We start from the raw sequence: 16,326 nt of genomic DNA on the forward strand, positions 1-16,326 counted from the left end.
GCGTGACTGGACGGTCGCGGTGTGCGAACCTCTGCGGATCGCACCGCTGTGGGTGGACGTCCTCGGCCACATCTTCGAACCCGGGCCGTGGCGCGTGTCGGCCCCTCGGGTGCGGCCGAGACAGCTGGGTTGTTCATCACTCTCACCATTTCACCCGAATGCTCCAGGTCAAGTACCGCCTCGCCGCGCGTTAGCCCCTTCCGTGGCGGTGTTCGTCAACCGCCAGTCGTCGCCTTGCCGTTCGACGAACCCCAGGGAGTGCAGTTCGTACAGTCGGACGAGGGTGTCGTCGAGGGTGGCACCGGACCGGTCGGCGATGTCACCCACGGGGGTGGCGGGACCGGCGGGCATCGCTTCGAGGACCCGGGCGGCGTCCGGGGCGAGGAGGTCTCTCGGCAGGACCGGCCCGCGCCGGACGGGGGCGAGTTGGCCCATGTCCCCGACGAGTTCGATCACTTCGGCGGCCTCGGTGACGAGGGTGGCCTCGCCGCGCAGGAGTTCGTGGACGCCGGCGGAGAGGCCGCTGGTGACGGCGCCGGGCACGCCCATGGTGTGCCGGCCGAGGCGGGCGGCGGCGCGGGCGGTGACGAGGGAGCCGCTGCGGTACTCGGCCTCGACGACGACCGTGCCCCGCGTGAGGGCGGCGATGACCCGGTTGCGGAGGATGAACCTGCTGGGTGTGGGGTGACTGCCGGGCGGCAACTCCCCGATGACGAGGCCCTGTTCGGCGACGCGCCCGATGAGTCCCGCGTGGCCGCGCGGGTAGGGGATGTCGACGCCGCAGGCGAGGACGGCGACGGTGGCTCCCCGGGCGGCGAGGGCCCCTCTGTGCGCGGCGCCGTCGATGCCGAAGGCGGCGCCGGAGACGACGACCCAACCCTCCTCGGCGAGACCGGAGGCGAGCGTGGTCGCCATGTGCGCTCCGTAGGGGGTGCAGGCGCGGGCGCCGACGACGGCGACGGAGCGCAGCGCCCAGGTCCGCAGGTCGGCGCGGCCGCGGATCCAGAGCCCGACCGGCCGGGTGTCGCCGAGGTCGTCGAGCTGCCGGGGCCATTCGACGTCGCCGGGGACGACGAACCGGCCGCCGTGCCGACCGACGGCGTCGAGGTCGCGTCCGGGCTCGGTGTTCGCGGCACGCAGCCGCCAGCCGGCGACCCGCTTCTCCCCGGTGCCGGCGAAGGCGTCCGGGGCCTCGGCCACGTCCCGGAGACGCTGGAGGAACCCCACGGCTCCGTACTGCCGGAGCCAACGCCCGGCGTGGACGTCGCCGGGTTCGACGACGCGGGTGAGGGCGGCGCGGGCGAGACGTTCGTCGACGGAGGTCATGCGCGCTCCCCCGCTCCCACCGGTACGCCTCGGGCGATGCCGGTCCGCAGTTCGAGGGCGAGGTCGACGTCCTGGACGTCCGGGCGGTCGTGCCCGGCGAGGTCGGCGACGGTCCAGGCGACGCGCAGGACCCGGTCGAGTCCGCGTGCGGTGAGCAGCCCCCGCTCGATGTCCCGTTCCGCGGCGGCGAGGGCTCCGGGGGCGACGAGGAAGCGCGTACGCAGCTCATGGCCGGGGACTTCGCTGTTGACGGTCCAGGGGGTGCCGGCGAGGCGGGCGGCCGCGCGGGCCCGGGCCTCGCGGACGCGGTCGGCGACGGTGGCGGTGGACTCCCCGCGCCCGCCTTGGCCGAGGAGGTCGGAGCGCGTGACCGGTTCGGCCTCGACGCGCAGGTCGACCCGGTCGAGGAGCGGTCCTGAGAGGCGTGCCTGGTAGCGGCGGATGAGGGAGGCGGGGCATTCGCATCCCGCGCCGTGCAGGCTGTGCCGTCCGCACGGGCAGGGGTTGGCGGCCAGGGCGAGGAGGAACCGCGCGGGGAGGCGGACGACTCCGGCGGCGCGGGCGACGACCACGTGCCCGGATTCGAGCGGCTGACGCAGGGCGTCCAGCGCCTTTCCGGAGAATTCGGGCGCCTCGTCCAGAAAGAGGATCCCGCGGTGGGCGAGGGACACGGCGCCCGGGCGTGGCAGTCCGTTGCCGCCGCCGACCAGGGACTGCATGGTCGCGGAGTGGTGGGGCGCGCAGTAGGGCGCGCGGCGGACGAGGGGTTCGCCGGGCGGGAGGATGCCGGCGACGGAGTGGACGGCGGTGACTTCGAGGGACTCCTGACGGGTGAGCGGGGGCATGATGCCCGGGAGCCGTTCGGCGAGCATGGTCTTCCCGGCTCCGGGTGGCCCGGAGAGCAGGATGTGGTGGCTGCCGGCGGCGGCGACCTCCAGGGCGCGCCGGGCTCCGTGCTGGCCGGCGACGTCGGCGAGGTCGGGTCCGTCGGCGGGGTCGGCGGCGAGGCCGGTGCCGACGCCCGCGCCGGGGACGAGGAGCCCGGCGAGCATGGCGTCGGGGCGGCCCTCGTCGGCGGGCTCCTCCTCGGGGACGGGCTCGTCGGAGAGGACGGCGATGAGCTGGCGCAGGCTGCGGACACCGAGGACGGAGACCCCGGGGACGAGGGCGGCCTCCCCCGCGGTCTGCTCGGGAACGACGACCTGGCGGTAGCCGGCGTCGGCGGCGGCGAGGACGGCGGGCAGGACGCCTCGCACGGGCCTGACGCGGCCGTCGAGGCCGAGTTCGCCGATCAGGACGAGGTCGGCGATGCCCCGGGGATCGATCCGCTCGGCGGCGCCGAGGACCGCGGCCGCGACGGCCAGGTCGAAACCCGAGCCGCCCTTCGGCACGGACGCGGGGCTGAGGCCGACGGTCAGCTTCTTCTGGGGCCACTCGGCGCCCGAGTTGACGATGGCGGCGCGGACGCGGTCGCGGCTCTCGCTGAGGCTCTTGTCGGGGAGGCCGACGAGGGTGAAGGCGGCGACTCCGGCCTCCAGGTCGGCCTGGACCTCGACGACGACGCCTTCGACCCCGACGAGGGCGACGGAGCAGGTGCGGGCGAATCCCATCTCAGGCCACCCCCTGTGCGTGGGTGACGACCGGGGCGCCTCGCCGGGGCAGGACGACTCCGACGAGGTCGATGCGGACGCCGCCGTCGGGTGGTGATCCGCCGTGGCGGTCGAGCCAGCAGGCCGCGAGGCGTTTGAGTCGGTCGGCCTTGACGGGGGTGACGGCGGCCATGGGGTGCTCGAAGGCACCGTCACGCCGGGTCTTCACCTCGCAGACGACGACGGTGTCCCCGTCCCGGGCGACGATGTCGATCTCTCCGGTCCGTCCGCAGCGCCAGTTCCGCGCGAGGATGACCATCCCGGCCGCCGTGAGCCTGCGGACCGCCAGCTGTTCTCCGTACTGACCGAGGGCGCTCGTTGCGTTCATTCGGTACCACCTCCGGCACCGACTGTGACGCTTCGCGACGTTCCGTGTGCGGGCCGGTGGACAACCCCCGGCCTGTGGAGAACCCCGTCACCCCTGCGGGTGGTTTCAACTGCCGGGAAGCTCCAGGTCGCTCTTGTTGAGCTCCTCGATGTTCACGTCCTTGAAGGTGAGCACCCGGACCTGCTTCACGAACCTGGCCGGCCGATACATGTCCCAGACCCAGGCGTCGGCCATGGACACCTCGAAGAACACCTCGCCCTGGACCGAGTGCACCTGCATCTCGTAGTCGTTGGTGAGGTAGAAGCGACGCTCGGTCTCGATCACGTATTTGAACAGCCCGACGACATCGCGGTACTCCCGGTAGAGCTTCAGCTCCATCTCGGTCTCGTACTTCTCGAGGTCCTCGGCGCTCATGGCATGTTCCCCTTCAGCCGTGCGTCCACCTATTGTGCGCCAGCCGCTCGCACCGTTAAGCGATTTCCGGGGCGAGCACCAGCGGCGCACTCGGCGGTCCCTCGTCGAGCAGCCTGTGCAGCAGCTCGGCGAGTCTGGTCGGGTACACCGTCTCACGCGCCGCCGACAGTTCGGCGGAGGTCCACCACCTCAGCCCCGCGACACTGCGTTCCTCCAGCTCGGTGAGGCCGCCGGGGGCGGTCACGGTCTGACTGGTTCGTGCCAGGTAGTACCACTCGTCCTGGTCCCAGCGCCGCCCGTCGAACGGGAAGGAGCACATCCGCCGCCACAGGACCGGTCCGAGTTCGACCTCCGTGATCCCGGTCTCCTCGGCCAGCTCGCGCAGGGCCGCCTGTTCGCGGGTCTCGTCGCCCTCCAGGCCACCCCCGGGCGTGAACCACCAGGTCGTGGCCGGGTCGTCGGGCTCGTAGCCGTGCATGAGGAGGATGCGGTCGTCGGGATCGAGCAGCACGACCCGGGCCACCCGACGCAGCTCCGACCCGAAGGGTTCCTCCGAGCCCGCAGCACGGGCCGCACCCCCGGACGCAGAGGCGCCCGCGCCGTCCACCGAGCCCGCACCGTCCGCCGTACCCGCGCCACCCGTCGCCGTACCCGTCACGCGTCCACCGTCTCTCTCCCTGTCGGCCGGCGGCCTCCCGGCCTGCGGCCCGCGAGCCGTGCCACCGGCCCGTACGCCGCGCCGCCCAGGATCAGTACACACCCGCCGACGATCGCGTAGAAGAGCGGCGCCACGGGCCCGGGGGCCGAGAGACCGCCCGGCAGTGCCGCGAAGCCCGCAGGACGCTCCACGAGGTCCACGTCGGGCCAGGCCACGGCGTCGACCCGGGCGGTGACCGCCGAGCGCGGCACGGAGCCCTGCCCGGCCTCCTCCAGGTGTGTCCGGGAGTCCAGGGAGTTGTGCCGCTCGTCGCCGAGGAGGAAGAGCTTCCCGTCGGGCACGGTCGCCGAGAACTCCTGCCCCGAGGCGGGGGCGCCGGGCCGCGTGTACGGCTCGACGATCGCCTTGCCGTCGATCGTGAGCCGCCCGTCCTTGTCGCAGCAGGCCACCGTGTCGCCGCCGACGCCGACGACCCGCTTCACCATGGGCATGTCGCCCCAGAGCGGGTCGTTGAAGATCACGATGTCGCCGCGCCGCACCTCGTCGCCGTCGATCCGTTCGGCGAGGACCTTGGACCCGACGGCAAGGGCCGGGGTCATCGAGTCGCTGGGCACGGTGTAGGGCTGGTACAGCACGGCGCCCACGACGAAGCCGCCGAGGAAGAGCACACAGCCGACGGCCACGGCCAGCCCCGACAGAACACTGCCGAGGCGGCCGCGGCCGCCTTCCGTACGTATGGTTCCGGCCATCCCAGCGCTCCCCACCTCGAAGGTCGGTTCGACGATCTGGGACGGCACCCTACCCGCGCGTCACTACTCGGCGGTATGCCGAGCGGCGAGCCTCTTCCTGCGCCGGAGGACGAGCGGCAGCGCGGCCACCAGTCCGACGCCCGCCAGACCGGCCGCGCCCGGTGCCACCGCCAGGGCCTTGTTCAGCCCCGGCTGGTCGAAGGTCTCCGGCACGGGCAGCGTCGCCCAGCGGGTGACCGGCCAGGCCACGAAGACCGCGCGCCCGACGACCTTGTCGTTGGGGACCGTGCCGCCGCCCGCCAGGTTCTGGTGGTAACGGGAGTCCAGCGAGTTCTGGCGGTTGTCGCCCATCACCCAGATGCTGTCCTTGGGGACGGTGAGCGGCCCGAAGGGCTTGTCACCGCAGGGCGAGGAGCCGGGGTAGATGTACGAGGTCTCGTCCAGCGCCTTGCCGTTCAGGATGACCTTGCCGCCCTCCTTGCAGGAGACCGTGTCGCCACCCACCGCGATGACCCGCTTGATCAGGTCCTTCTCCTCGGCCGACGGCATCAGGCCGATGAAGGAGAGGAACTCCTGGAGCACGTTCGGGTCCGGGGTGGGCTCGCCCTCCAGCCAGCCGCCCGGGTCGTGGAAGACGACGACCTCGCCGCGCTCCGGCTCGGAGCCGAACCACGGGGTCAGCTTGTCGACCAGGACCCGGTCGCCGCGCTGCAGCGTGTTCATCATCGAGTCCGAGGGGATCGAGAACGCCTGCACGAGGAAGGTCTTGATCACCAGGGCGAGCACCAGGGCGATGCCGATCAGCAGCGGCAGTTCCTTCCAGAAGGAACGCGGCTTCTTCGGCGCACCGTCGGCCTGACCGGCCTCGTCGCCCTGCCCGCTGTCACCGGCGCCGTCCGAGTCGTCGGAGCCGTCAGCAGGGTCGGCGTCCCGCCCGCCGGCGGAGTCTTCCCTCATGGCCACCGACGACTCGGCGAGCTGCTCGGGCCTCTCCTCGGGCTCGTCGTGTCCGGATCGTGCGCCGACGGCCACATCCCCCACATCCACTCCTCAGTCCGTGCACATGCCTGCCCCAGAACAGGGACAGGCCCACCACTCCCATAACGAGCGGGAGTTCCGCAGGAGTCGGGAGCCAGGGCAATCCGTTCAGATTCCGCGAGGACACACTATGCGACACGCCGTCCGCGGACACAGCGCCCGAACGACCGTCCGGTACGGCCGCGAAGGTGTCCGGTTCCTCCAGGCGGCGCCAGTGCCCCACCGGCCAGACGATGCCGACCGCACGGCCGACGACATCGTCCACGGAGATCGTCCCCCGGTCCTTCTCGTCCAGGTGGTAGCGCGAGTCGGCGGAGTCCGAGCGGTGGTCACCCAGGACGAAGATGCGGCCTTCGGGCACCTTCACATTGAACTTGATCTTCGAGGGTTCGTTCCCCGGGTGCAGATACGGTTCCTCCAACGGCACGCCGTTGACCGTGATCCGCCCGTCCTTGCCGCAGCAGGCGACGGTGTCGCCCCCGACCGCCACCACCCGCTTGATCAGGTCCTGGTCGTCGGCCGACGGCAGCAGTCCGATGAAGGTCAGGGCCTGCTTGATCTGCTTGACCCCGACGGGGTCGTCGGCGGGCGGCGCGGCGTCCTGCAGCCAGTTGCCCGGGTCCTTGAAGACGACGACGTCACCGCGCGCGGGCGTGGCGCCGAACCAGGGCGTGAGCTTGTCGACCACGACCCGGTCGTCGATCCGGATCGTCTGCTCCATCGAGCCGGACGGGATGACGAACGCCTGCACCAGGAAGGTCTTCAGGACGAGCGCGATCAGCACGGCGACGGTGATCAGGAGCGGGATCTCCTTGATCGCCGAGCGCCGGCGCCTGCGCTTGACCTTGCGGGCGAGCCTGCGTCGCTCCGCCCGCCCGGGCAGCGGACGGCCGCCTTCCGTGGGCCGTGTGCCGGTGGGCAGCCGTGTGTCGGCACGGTGCCCGCCGGCCCTGCCCCGGTTACCCATGGCCGCCTGCCGCGGGGGACGGTACGGCATCGAAGGCGCCGGTCTCGGGCACCCCCGCCCAGCGGCCGAAGGGCCAGCCGATCCAGTCCGCGCGCCCGATCACCCGCTCGACGGGCACCATGCCGCCGCCCGGCTGTCCGAGGTGGTCGCGGGAGTCGCTGGACTGGCTGCGGTGGTCGCCCATCACCCACAGGGTGCCCTGCGGTACGACGATGTCGAAAGGAACCTTCGAGGGCGCGTCACCCAGCTGGACGTACCACTCCTCGACGGGCACGCCGTTGACGGTGAGTCGGCCGTTCTTGTCGCAGCAGACGACGCGGTCGCCGCCGACGCCCACGACCCGCTTCACGAAGTCGGTCTCGGCGGGTTCGGCGAGCCCGAGGGCGGCCGCCGCGCCGTGTAGGAGCCCGGTGACCGGGTTCTCCTCGGGGGCCTGCCGGACGAAGGAGCCGGTGCCGTCGAAGACGACGACGTCCCCTCGGCGTGGCTGGTCGCCGAAACGGTACGCCAGCTTGTTCACCAGGATCCGGTCCCCGACCTGGAGCGTCGGCTCCATGGAGCTGCTGGGGATCAGGAACGGCTGCAGCACGAAGTGGCTCAGGAGCAGCACGAAGACGACGCAGAGGGCGCCGATGCCCCCGGTGCGCCGCCAGGACCAGCCGAAGCGGTCGGCGATCCCGGAGCGCTCGTCGCCCTCCTCGGGCTCCGCCGGCGGCGGACCCAGGGACCCGCCCGCGGGCTCGGCCGGCTGCCCGTCGGGCCCGGATATACGCGCGGAGCGCGACCGCTCCTCCGTCTCGGAGGAGCGGTCGCGCTCCGTGTGCTGTGCTTCGGTGTCCATCGGGGGCAGAGCCTATCCGGCCACCCTGGGAGTCAGTGCTCCGAAGCCCCGCGCGATCGGTGAGCCGGAGCTCAGCGGTCGCGCTTCTCCTTGATCTTGGCAGCCTTGCCGCGCAGCTCACGCAGGTAGTAGAGCTTGGCGCGACGGACGTCACCGCGGCTGACGAGCTCGATCTTCTCGAAGATCGGGCTGTTCACCGGGAAGGTGCGCTCGACGCCGACGGAGAACGAGACCTTGCGGACCGTGAAGGTCTCGCTGACGCCCGAACCCTGGCGGCGGATGACGACGCCCTTGAACTGCTGGATACGGGAGCGGTTGCCTTCGATGACGCGCACGTGGACGTTCACGGTGTCGCCGGGGCGGAAGGCGGGGAGGTCGGAGCGGAGCGAAGCCGCGTTGACCGTGTCGAGCAGGGAGGCCATGGTGGTCTCTTTCCTCGCTGATGCCACAGGTCATCAGCGGAACGTTCGAAAAGGAGATGGAGCGTCGTGCGCACCGGGCGGGCGTCGTCCCCCTGTGGCAGGGGCGCTCGCCGGACACACAACAGCGGCCTATTCTTCCACGGCCTCGGGCCTGCGCCAAAATCGGCCGCCGGGCTCGGGGGCCCAGCCCATCATCGAGAGGATCTCCCGGTCCTTCTTGTCGAAGGCGGCGGGGTCGCAGCGCTCGATCAGGTCGGGCCGGTTCAGTGCCGTACGCCGGAAGGCCTCGTCGCGGCGCCAGCGGGCGATCTTCCCGTGGTGCCCGCTGACGAGTACGTCGGGGATGGTCCGGCCACGCCACTCGGGGGGCTTGGTGTAGACGGGACCCTCGAGCAGGTTGGCCATGGCGCCGGGCGCGAAGGAGTCGTCGCGGTGGGACTCGGCGTTGCCGAGGACGCCGGGCAGCAGCCGCGCCACGGCCTCGGTGACGACCAGGACGGCGGCCTCCCCGCCGGCAAGGACGTAGTCGCCGATGGAGACCTCGTAGACCGGCATCCGGGTGGCGTACTCGTCCATGACGCGGCGGTCGATGCCCTCGTAGCGGGCGGGCGTGAAGATCAGCCAGGGGCGCTCGGAGAGCTCGACGGCCAGTTCCTGGGTGAAGGGGCGTCCGCTCGGCGTGGGGACGACGAGGACGGGACCGTGGGCGCCCGCCTCGAAGCCGTCGGCGAGGGTCTGGTCGAGGGCGTCGCCCCAGGGCTCGGTCTTCATGACCATGCCGGGGCCGCCGCCGTAGGGGGTGTCGTCGACCGTGTTGTGCCGGTCGTAGGTCCACTCCCGCAGGTCGTGGACGTGGACGTCGAGCTGTCCACGCGCGCGTGCCTTGCCGACCAGGGAGACGTTCAGCGGCTCCAGGTACTCGGGGAAGATCGTGACGACGTCGAGCCGCATCAGGACTCTTCCTCGCGGGAGGAGGCGATCTCGGCGCGGTCGTCGATGAGACCGGGCGGCGGGTCGATGACGGCCCGCTGCTGCTCCAGGTCGATCTCGGTGACGATGTCCTCGACGAACGGGATCATCAGCTCGGTGCCGTCGGGCCGCTCGACGATGAAGAGGTCCTGGGACGGCAGGTGCGAGATCTCGGTGATCCGGCCGACCTCGGTGCCGTCCGTGAGTACCACGTCCAGGTCCATGAGCTGGTGGTCGTAGTACTCGTCCTCCTCCGCCGGCAGTTCGTCGGGGTCGACCTCGGCGATGAGGAGGGTGTTACGGAGCGCCTCGGCCGCGTTGCGGTCGCGCACTCCCTCGAAGCGGAGCAGCAGGCGGCCGCTGTGCACGCGCCCGGTCTCGATGGTCAGGGGGCCCGTGGAGGCCGGGTCGGTGAGCAGGACCGCTCCCGGACTGAGCCTCAGCTCGGGCTCGTCCGTCCGTACCTCGACGGAGACCTCGCCCTTGATGCCGTGGGCGCGGCCGACCCGCGCGACTACCAGCTGCACGTCTTCATTCTCTCTTGTCCGACGACGACGGGCCGGGGCGGACCCGAAGGCCCTCCCCGGCCCGTGCCGGTGTGTCCAACTTGCTCAGCGGACCTGGTCCACGTCGACGAGGTCGACCCGGATGCCACGGCCGCCGATGGCGCCCACGACGGTACGCAGTGCACGCGCGGTGCGGCCGTTGCGGCCGATCACCTTGCCGAGGTCGTCGGGGTGGACCCGGACCTCCAGCACGCGTCCGCGACGCAGGTTGCGCGAGGCGACCTGCACGTCGTCGGGGTTGTCGACGATGCCCTTCACGAGGTGCTCGAGAGCCTCCTCGAGCATGCTCAGGCCTCGGTCGACTCGGTGGACGCGGCCGCCTCGGCCTCGTCCGCCTTCTTGTCGGCCTTCTTCGCCTTCGGGGTGATGGCCTCACCCTTGGCGTCGTCACCCTCGAGGGTCTTCGCGAAGACGTCGAAGGAGGCGCGCTTGTCTTCCTTCGTCGCCGGCTGCAGCAGCGGCGCGGGGGCCGGGAGGCCCTTGTGCGCCTGCCAGTCACCGGTGAGCTTCAGGATGGCGAGCACGGCCTCGGTCGGCTGGGCGCCGACGGACAGCCAGTACTGCGCGCGCTCACCGTCGACCTCGATCTTCGACGGGTTGTACGTGGGGTGGTAGATACCGATCTCTTCGATCGCGCGACCGTCCCGACGGGTACGGGCGTCGGCGACGACGATGCGGTAGTGCGGCTGGCGAATCTTGCCGAGGCGCTTGAGCTTGATCTTGACTGCCACTGGAGTGGTGTCTCCTGGTCTTGACGTGGTTGGGCACATGAGATGCCACGTGGGGTTGCGGTACTCGGGTGCCCGATGGACGCGTCAGCCGGAGGAGAGAGGGGTCCTATGCGACTGTCGAGTACAGCTAGCCATTGTGCCACACGCCCGTGGCGGCCCCCGACCCGGCCGGGTCGGGGATCAGCCCGCCGCGCCCACGGTCTCCGGGATGCGGAAGGGCTTGCCGCAGCCGCCGCAGACGATGGGCGCCTGGGCGAGCACGGAGGGCACCACGCGCACGTTCCGGCCGCAGTCGCAGACGGCCTTCACGCGCACGCCGCCGCCGGAGGAGCCGTGACGGGCGGCGGGCCCGCGGAAGGAACGCTTGGTGTCGGCGGCCGTCGCGACGGTGTGGGCCTTGAGGGCGCGCTGGAGCCGCTCCATCGTGGGCCGGTACCGCCGCTTCGCCTCGGGGTTGAGCGTGACCAGGGAGAAGCCGCTGCTGGCGTGCGGTTCCTCGGGGTGGTCCAGGCCCATCTCCTCGGCGATCGCCAGGAATCTGCGGTTGTGGTAGCGGCCGGCGCGTGAGGTGTCGCGGACTCCTCGGGCGGCGGCGATGCCGTGGACTGCCTCGTGGAGCAGTCGTTCGAAGGAGAGTTCGGCGCCGCAGGCGGACGAGGACTCTCCGATCAGGGACTCGGGCGCGGCAAGATCCGGCAGTTCGGGGTGGTGCCGCTGAATGTCGGCCCACGCCTGTGCCAGCTCTGCGGCGAGAACAGGGGGTGTCGTGCTCACGTCGCGTACAACGAGCCGACGCGCCCCCGGGTTCCATTCCGGGGCATCCCAAATATTTTGCACTTACCCGTCAGTTGCCGTTGATGCGTCCGGACGAGGGTCAGTGCGCAGATGTACGGAGAAGTCGCACAGCTCGCGGCAAGGTGGTGCGTAGCGGCGCATACGCCCCCGCGCGTAGGGAGACCGTACGCGCCCGGGGGGTCGATGCAGGGACAGTACCGGGTCATCCGTCAAGGAGGCGCACCGGCCCCACCCGGACGGGGAAGTGGTCCGGCGCGAGCACTGGACGCGGGCACGGATCGGCAGTTCCCTGACATACGGGGGGATGCGGGCGCATGTACACGGGGGCTGTCGACCAGGCACTGATTGGGGCGCTTTCCATGACACCTACGCTCGTCCCGCACCACCCCGCGCGCGACTGGGCCGAGATCCAGGAACGCATGCTCGTACCGCTCTACGAGGCCGTGTACGACCGACTTGAGGTGGGCCCCGGCTCCCGGGTCCTGGGGCTCGGCTGCGGTTCGGGGCTCGCGTTGTTGATGGCGGCCTCGCGGGGGGCGCGGGTGACCGGCGTGGACCGGGACCACGCGCGCGTGGAGCTGGCCCGTGACCGGATGCCGGAGGGGGCGGGGCACGCGGTGGTGGAGGGCGAGGCCGCGGCGGCCGTGGGCGGCCCCTCTCCGTACGACGTGATCACGGCCTTCCACGCCTCGGCGGAGCTCGGCCGGGAACTGGCTGCCGTCACTCCCCTGGCCCAACCGGGCACGACTGTCGTGCTCGCCGGATGGGGGCCGCCCGAGCGGTGCGCGACGGCGTCGGTGCTGCGGGTCGCCGCCCGGCTGACGGGCTGGCGCCCGGCGCTCCGTGACGACCTGGAGGAGGTCGTCGCGCGGGCCGGCCTGAAGCCGGACGGTTCGGGCCGGGTGTCGTGCCCGTTCGGTTACGCGGACCAGGACAGTGCGGTGCGTGGGCTGTTGTCGACGGGCGACTTCGACGCGGCGGTCCGGGCGACGGACCCGTCCCAGGTCGAGAAGGAGATCGCGGAGGCGCTGGATCCGTTCGTCCGTCGGGACGGGACGGTCTGGATGCCGAACGTCTTCCGGTACCTGATCGCCCGGGTGCCGTAGCCGGACAGTCCCTAGCTCTCCTTCGTCAGGCGGGTGATGCCCGCCGCGCGGTACGCCGCGTCCTCCTCCAGGGTCTCGTTGGCCAGGAGGGCCGCGGCCAGGGCGTCGAGCTTGTCGCGGTTCTCGCGGAGTTGGCGGACCGCGCTCTCGTAGCACTCGTCGACGATGCGGCGCATCTCCTCCGCGACCATGTCGAGGGTCGCGGGGGCCGCGGAGAGTCCGTACGCCTGCTGGGCGTCGCTCGGGATGGCCGTGAGACGGCCGACGCGCTCGCTCATGCCCCAGCGGCCCGCCATGCCGCGCGCGATGTTGGTGACCTGCTCCAGGTCGCTCTCGGCGCCGGTGGTGATGACGCCGAAGACGACCTGTTCGGCGGCCATGCCGCCGAGGGCGCCGATGATCCGGCCGCGCAGGTACTCCTCGGTGTAGGCGTACCTGTCGGCGTCCGGGGTCGAGAGCGTGACGCCGAGGGCCCGGCCGCGCGGGACGATGGTGATCTTGCGGACCGGGTCTGCGCCCGGCTGGAGCATGCCGAGCAGGGCGTGGCCGCTCTCGTGGTACGCGGTGCGGCGCCGCTCCTCCTCCGGCATCACCAGGGGCCGCTCCGCGCCGAGCTGGACCTTCTCCAGGGCGTCGGACAGATCGGACTGGGTGACCGCCTTCTGCTGCCGCTTCACGGCGAGGAGGGCGGCCTCGTTGGCGAGGTTGGCCAGTTCGGCGCCGGTCATCCCCGGGGTCGTACGCGCCACCTGGAGCAGGTCGACGTCCTGGGCGAGCGGGATGTCACGGGTGTGGATCCTGAGGATCGCCTCGCGGCCCCCGCGGTCGGGCGGGTTCACGTGCACGATCCGGTCGAAGCGGCCGGGCCGGGTCAGCGCCGGGTCGAGGACGTCGGCGCGGTTGGTGGCGGCGAGGACGATGACGCCCTCGGAGCCGGTGAAGCCGTCCATCTCGGTCAGGATCTGGTTGAGCGTCTGCTCGCGCTCGTCGTGGCCCCCCATGCCCGAGCCCCCGCCGCGCGCCCGGCCGATGGTGTCGATCTCGTCGATGAAGATGATCGCCGGGGCCACCTTGCGGGCCTCGGCGAACAGCTCCCGTACCCGCGAGGCGCCGACGCCGACGATCATCTCGATGAACTCCGAGGCCGAGGCCGAGAAGAACGGCACCCCCGCCTCGCCTGCGACCGCCCGCGCGAGCAGGGTCTTGCCGGTTCCCGGCGGTCCGGCGAGCAGTACGCCGCGCGGCATCTTGGCGCCCATCTCGCGGTAGGCGGCGGGGTTCTTCAGGAAGTCGACGACGTCGTTGAGTTCGCCCTCGACCTCGTCGATGCCGGCCACGTCCTGGAAGGTGGTGCGCTTCTCCCCCGCCTCCAGCTCGACGGGTTTGGGCGGGGCCTTGCGGCCGAGCATGCCGCCGGCGCCGCCCATCCCCGAGCTCATCCGGCGGGCGATGAAGATCCAGAGCACGACGAGCAGCAGCATCGGCGCGAGCGAGATCAGCAGGTTGGCGAGGAAGCTGCGCTCCTGGACGACGGGCTCGGCGGTGACGGTGACGCCCTTCGAGGTCAGCTCGGACCAGAGCTTGTCGTCGGCGAAGGCGGGCCGCTGGGTGACGAACTTGCTGTAGTCGCCCTTGTCTCCGTTGGGCAGGGGTTGCTTGTTCTTCAGCTCGCCCTGGATGGCGTCGCCCTTGGAGTAGATCTTGGTGACGTTGCCGGCGTTCACCTGCTTGCTGAACTCGGTGTACGAGATCGTCGGCTCGTCGCCCCGGTTGAAGAACGACAGCACGAGGTTGGCGATCAGGTAGACGATCAGGGCGGTGAGGATGAGGCCGCCCCAGCCGCCGGGCATCTTCTTCTTCGCCGGCGGTGGCGGCGGGGCCCCTTCCGAGCGCCAGGGCTGGTCGGTCCGGTCGCGCGGGGGTACGGAGTTGGGCACGCTGCTCTCCTCATACCGACGTCAGGCCCGGCCCTCAGTATCGGAAGCACCGTCAATCCCGGCATTTCGGGTGGCTCGGAGGAGTGAAAAGGGGCCCGGGGCGGTTTCGCACCGCCTCGGGCCCCTCGTCGTGCGGCCGTCGGTCACGACGGCCGGCCGGGCTGTCAGCCCATGAACTTCTTGAACTCGTCCGGCAGCTCGAAGTCGCCCGGGCCCTGGCCGGCCGCCGGGAGGCCGAACGCGCCGCCCTGCTGGCCCTGCTCGCGGCGGGCCTGGGCGGCCTCCTCCTCGGCCTTGCGCTTCATCGGGTTGCCGCTCTTGCGCTTGCCCTTGGCCTGCTTGACCTGCTTCTTCTGCCGGCCGGGGCCGCCACCCATGCCCGGGATACCGGGCATGCCGGGCATCCCGCCGCCCTGGGCCATGCGGGACATCATCTTGCGGGCCTCGAAGAACCGCTCGACGAGGCCCTTGACCGCGCTGACCTCGACGCCGGAACCCTTGGCGATACGGGCGCGGCGCGAGCCGTTGATGATGGTCGGGTCGTGGCGCTCGCCCGGGGTCATCGACTTGATGATCGCGGCCGTGCGGTCGACGTCCCGCTCGTCGATGTTGTTGATCTGCTCCTTCATCTGCGCCATGCCGGGGAGCATCCCGAGCAGCTTGGAGATGGAGCCCATCTTGCGGACCTGTTCCATCTGGGCCAGGAAGTCGTCGAGCGTGAACTCCTGCCCCTTCTTGGACGCCAGCTTGGAGGCCATCTTGGCGGCCTCTTCCTGGCTGAAGGTCTGCTCGGCCTTCTCGATCAGGGAGAGCATGTCGCCCATGCCGAGGATGCGGGACGCCATGCGGTCCGGGTGGAACGCGTCGAACTCGTCCAGCTTCTCGCCGTTGGAGGCGAACATGATCTGGCGGCCGGTGACGTGCGCGATGGAGAGCGCGGCACCGCCTCGGGCGTCGCCGTCGAGCTTGGAGAGCACGACACCGTCGAAGCCGACGCCGTCGCGGAAGGCCTCGGCGGTGTTGACCGCGTCCTGACCGATCATGGCGTCGACGACGAAGAGGACCTCGTCGGGGCTGACGGCGTCGCGGATGTCCGCGGCCTGCTGCATCAGCTCCTGGTCGATGCCGAGGCGGCCGGCGGTGTCGACGATCACGACGTCGTACAGCTTGGTCCGCGCGTACTCGATCGAGTCCTTCGCGACCTGGACCGGGTCACCGACGCCGTTGCCCGGCTGCGGGCCGTAGAACGCCACGCCCGCGCGCTCGGCGACGACGCCGAGCTGGGTGACGGCGTTGGGGCGCTGGAGGTCACAGGCGACGAGCAGCGGGGAGTGGCCCTGGCCCTTGAGCCAGAGGCCGAGCTTTCCGGCGAGGGTGGTCTTACCGGCACCCTGGAGACCGGCGAGCATGATCACGGTCGGCGCGGTCTTGGCGAAGCGCAGGCGCCGGGTCTCGCCGCCGAGGATGCCGATGAGCTCCTCGTTGACGATCTTGATGACCTGCTGGGCGGGGTTCAGCGCCTGGGAGACCTCGGCGCCGGTGGCCCGCTCCTTGACCTGCTTGATGAACGCCCGGACGACGGGCAGGGCGACGTCCGCCTCGAGGAGGGCGATACGGATCTCGCGCGCGGTGGCGTCGATGTCCGCCTCGGACAGGCGGCCCTTGCCCCGGAGGTTCTTGAATGTCGCTGCGAGGCGGTCGGAGAGGGTATCGAACACGGCGGTCGCGGATCCTCGGTGTCGGGGGCAGGCGGACGGATTGCCCTCAAGGGTATCTGCCCGGTCGAAGTACGTGCCCCCGCCCGTCGAAATCGGACGGGAACACGGCCTT

General features: G+C 71.4%; 18 protein-coding genes. 1 reads left to right on the forward strand and 17 read right to left on the reverse strand.

The window, feature by feature from the left end:
* Positions 1-168: 168 nt before the first annotated feature.
* From dprA to ACGFYP_RS27270, 15 genes are all read right to left on the reverse strand, one after another.
* Positions 169-1,326 (reverse strand): DNA-processing protein DprA, encoded by a 1,158-nt coding sequence (gene dprA, locus ACGFYP_RS27200; RefSeq protein WP_393498687.1) that lies wholly within the window; start codon positions 1,324-1,326, stop codon positions 169-171.
* Positions 1,323-2,936, reverse strand: a complete 1,614-nt coding sequence (locus ACGFYP_RS27205) for a YifB family Mg chelatase-like AAA ATPase (protein ID WP_393498690.1) — start codon at positions 2,934-2,936, stop codon at positions 1,323-1,325. The genes dprA and ACGFYP_RS27205 overlap by 4 nt, the downstream gene beginning before the upstream one ends.
* A 1-nt stretch (position 2,937) precedes the next feature.
* Complete coding sequence (locus ACGFYP_RS27210) at positions 2,938-3,303, reverse strand: YraN family protein (protein ID WP_393498692.1); 366 nt, start codon at positions 3,301-3,303, stop codon at positions 2,938-2,940.
* 105 nt (positions 3,304-3,408) lie between these two features.
* Entirely contained in the window at positions 3,409-3,717 is a 309-nt protein-coding gene (locus tag ACGFYP_RS27215; RefSeq protein ID WP_005311352.1) for a DUF2469 domain-containing protein, read from the reverse strand.
* A 55-nt stretch (positions 3,718-3,772) separates the two neighbouring features.
* The gene (locus tag ACGFYP_RS27220; protein ID WP_393498884.1) at positions 3,773-4,249 is read right to left on the reverse strand and encodes an NUDIX hydrolase; all 477 of its coding nucleotides are present in this window, start codon (positions 4,247-4,249) and stop codon (positions 3,773-3,775) included.
* A gap of 122 nt (positions 4,250-4,371) precedes the next feature.
* The gene (gene lepB, locus ACGFYP_RS27225; protein ID WP_393498696.1) at positions 4,372-5,124 is read right to left on the reverse strand and encodes a signal peptidase I; all 753 of its coding nucleotides are present in this window, start codon (positions 5,122-5,124) and stop codon (positions 4,372-4,374) included.
* 63 nt (positions 5,125-5,187) lie between these two features.
* Positions 5,188-6,156 (reverse strand): signal peptidase I, encoded by a 969-nt coding sequence (lepB, locus tag ACGFYP_RS27230; protein WP_393498699.1) that lies wholly within the window; start codon positions 6,154-6,156, stop codon positions 5,188-5,190.
* Positions 6,038-7,129: a signal peptidase I gene (lepB, locus tag ACGFYP_RS27235; RefSeq protein ID WP_393498703.1), complete on the reverse strand. Its 1,092-nt coding sequence runs from the start codon at positions 7,127-7,129 to the stop codon at positions 6,038-6,040. The genes lepB (ACGFYP_RS27230) and lepB (ACGFYP_RS27235) overlap by 119 nt, the downstream gene beginning before the upstream one ends.
* Positions 7,122-7,970 carry a signal peptidase I gene (gene lepB, locus ACGFYP_RS27240; protein WP_393498706.1) on the reverse strand — a complete coding sequence of 283 codons (849 nt, stop codon included), beginning with the start codon at positions 7,968-7,970 and terminating at the stop codon, positions 7,122-7,124. Before lepB (ACGFYP_RS27240) ends, lepB (ACGFYP_RS27235) begins: the two co-directional genes overlap by 8 nt.
* 71 nt (positions 7,971-8,041) lie before the next feature.
* Positions 8,042-8,392, reverse strand: a complete 351-nt coding sequence (gene rplS / locus ACGFYP_RS27245) for a 50S ribosomal protein L19 (protein ID WP_393498709.1) — start codon at positions 8,390-8,392, stop codon at positions 8,042-8,044.
* 129 nt (positions 8,393-8,521) lie between these two features.
* Positions 8,522-9,343, reverse strand: a complete 822-nt coding sequence (trmD, locus tag ACGFYP_RS27250) for a tRNA (guanosine(37)-N1)-methyltransferase TrmD (protein ID WP_361958973.1) — start codon at positions 9,341-9,343, stop codon at positions 8,522-8,524.
* Positions 9,343-9,888 (reverse strand): ribosome maturation factor RimM, encoded by a 546-nt coding sequence (gene rimM, locus ACGFYP_RS27255; protein ID WP_393498713.1) that lies wholly within the window; start codon positions 9,886-9,888, stop codon positions 9,343-9,345. The genes trmD and rimM overlap by 1 nt, the downstream gene beginning before the upstream one ends.
* 84 nt (positions 9,889-9,972) lie before the next feature.
* A complete protein-coding gene (locus ACGFYP_RS27260; protein WP_005311361.1) occupies positions 9,973-10,212 on the reverse strand; it encodes an RNA-binding protein in 240 nt (79 codons plus the stop codon).
* A gap of 2 nt (positions 10,213-10,214) precedes the next feature.
* A complete protein-coding gene (gene rpsP / locus ACGFYP_RS27265) occupies positions 10,215-10,658 on the reverse strand; it encodes a 30S ribosomal protein S16 (protein ID WP_393498718.1) in 444 nt (147 codons plus the stop codon).
* Between the two features lie 180 nt (positions 10,659-10,838).
* Positions 10,839-11,432: a hypothetical protein gene (locus tag ACGFYP_RS27270; protein ID WP_361958981.1), complete on the reverse strand. Its 594-nt coding sequence runs from the start codon at positions 11,430-11,432 to the stop codon at positions 10,839-10,841.
* Between the two features lie 380 nt (positions 11,433-11,812).
* Between ACGFYP_RS27270 and ACGFYP_RS27275 the strand changes: the two genes are divergently transcribed.
* The gene (locus tag ACGFYP_RS27275) at positions 11,813-12,559 is read left to right on the forward strand and encodes a class I SAM-dependent methyltransferase (RefSeq protein WP_393498722.1); all 747 of its coding nucleotides are present in this window, start codon (positions 11,813-11,815) and stop codon (positions 12,557-12,559) included.
* Between the two features lie 11 nt (positions 12,560-12,570).
* Here the strand turns inward: ACGFYP_RS27275 and ftsH are convergent, their stop codons facing one another.
* A complete protein-coding gene (gene ftsH, locus ACGFYP_RS27280; protein ID WP_393498725.1) occupies positions 12,571-14,496 on the reverse strand; it encodes an ATP-dependent zinc metalloprotease FtsH in 1,926 nt (641 codons plus the stop codon).
* A 164-nt stretch (positions 14,497-14,660) separates the two neighbouring features.
* Positions 14,661-16,214, reverse strand: coding sequence for a signal recognition particle protein (ffh, locus tag ACGFYP_RS27285; RefSeq protein WP_393498728.1), 1,554 nt, complete (start codon positions 16,212-16,214; stop codon positions 14,661-14,663).
* Positions 16,215-16,326 lie beyond the last annotated feature (112 nt).

Origin of the sequence: Streptomyces sp. NPDC048370 (genome assembly GCF_043200825.1) — a bacterium.
GTDB lineage: Bacteria > Actinomycetota > Actinomycetes > Streptomycetales > Streptomycetaceae > Streptomyces.

Bases quoted from the DNA above. Each gene is read 5' to 3' on its own strand.
- ACGFYP_RS27260 (WP_005311361.1), bottom strand. From the start codon at position 10,212: ATGCTCGAGGAGGCTCTCGAGCACCTCGTGAAGGGCATCGTCGACAAC.
- lepB (WP_393498706.1), bottom strand. From the start codon at position 7,970: ATGGACACCGAAGCACAGCACACGGAGCGCGACCGCTCCTCCGAGACG.
- ACGFYP_RS27205 (WP_393498690.1), bottom strand. From the start codon at position 2,936: ATGGGATTCGCCCGCACCTGCTCCGTCGCCCTCGTCGGGGTCGAAGGC.
- lepB (WP_393498696.1), bottom strand. From the start codon at position 5,124: ATGGCCGGAACCATACGTACGGAAGGCGGCCGCGGCCGCCTCGGCAGT.
- lepB (WP_393498703.1), bottom strand. From the start codon at position 7,129: ATGGGTAACCGGGGCAGGGCCGGCGGGCACCGTGCCGACACACGGCTG.
- trmD (WP_361958973.1), bottom strand. From the start codon at position 9,343: ATGCGGCTCGACGTCGTCACGATCTTCCCCGAGTACCTGGAGCCGCTG.
- ACGFYP_RS27215 (WP_005311352.1), bottom strand. From the start codon at position 3,717: ATGAGCGCCGAGGACCTCGAGAAGTACGAGACCGAGATGGAGCTGAAG.
- rplS (WP_393498709.1), bottom strand. From the start codon at position 8,392: ATGGCCTCCCTGCTCGACACGGTCAACGCGGCTTCGCTCCGCTCCGAC.
- ACGFYP_RS27210 (WP_393498692.1), bottom strand. From the start codon at position 3,303: ATGAACGCAACGAGCGCCCTCGGTCAGTACGGAGAACAGCTGGCGGTC.
- ACGFYP_RS27275 (WP_393498722.1), top strand. From the start codon at position 11,813: ATGACACCTACGCTCGTCCCGCACCACCCCGCGCGCGACTGGGCCGAG.
- dprA (WP_393498687.1), bottom strand. From the start codon at position 1,326: ATGACCTCCGTCGACGAACGTCTCGCCCGCGCCGCCCTCACCCGCGTC.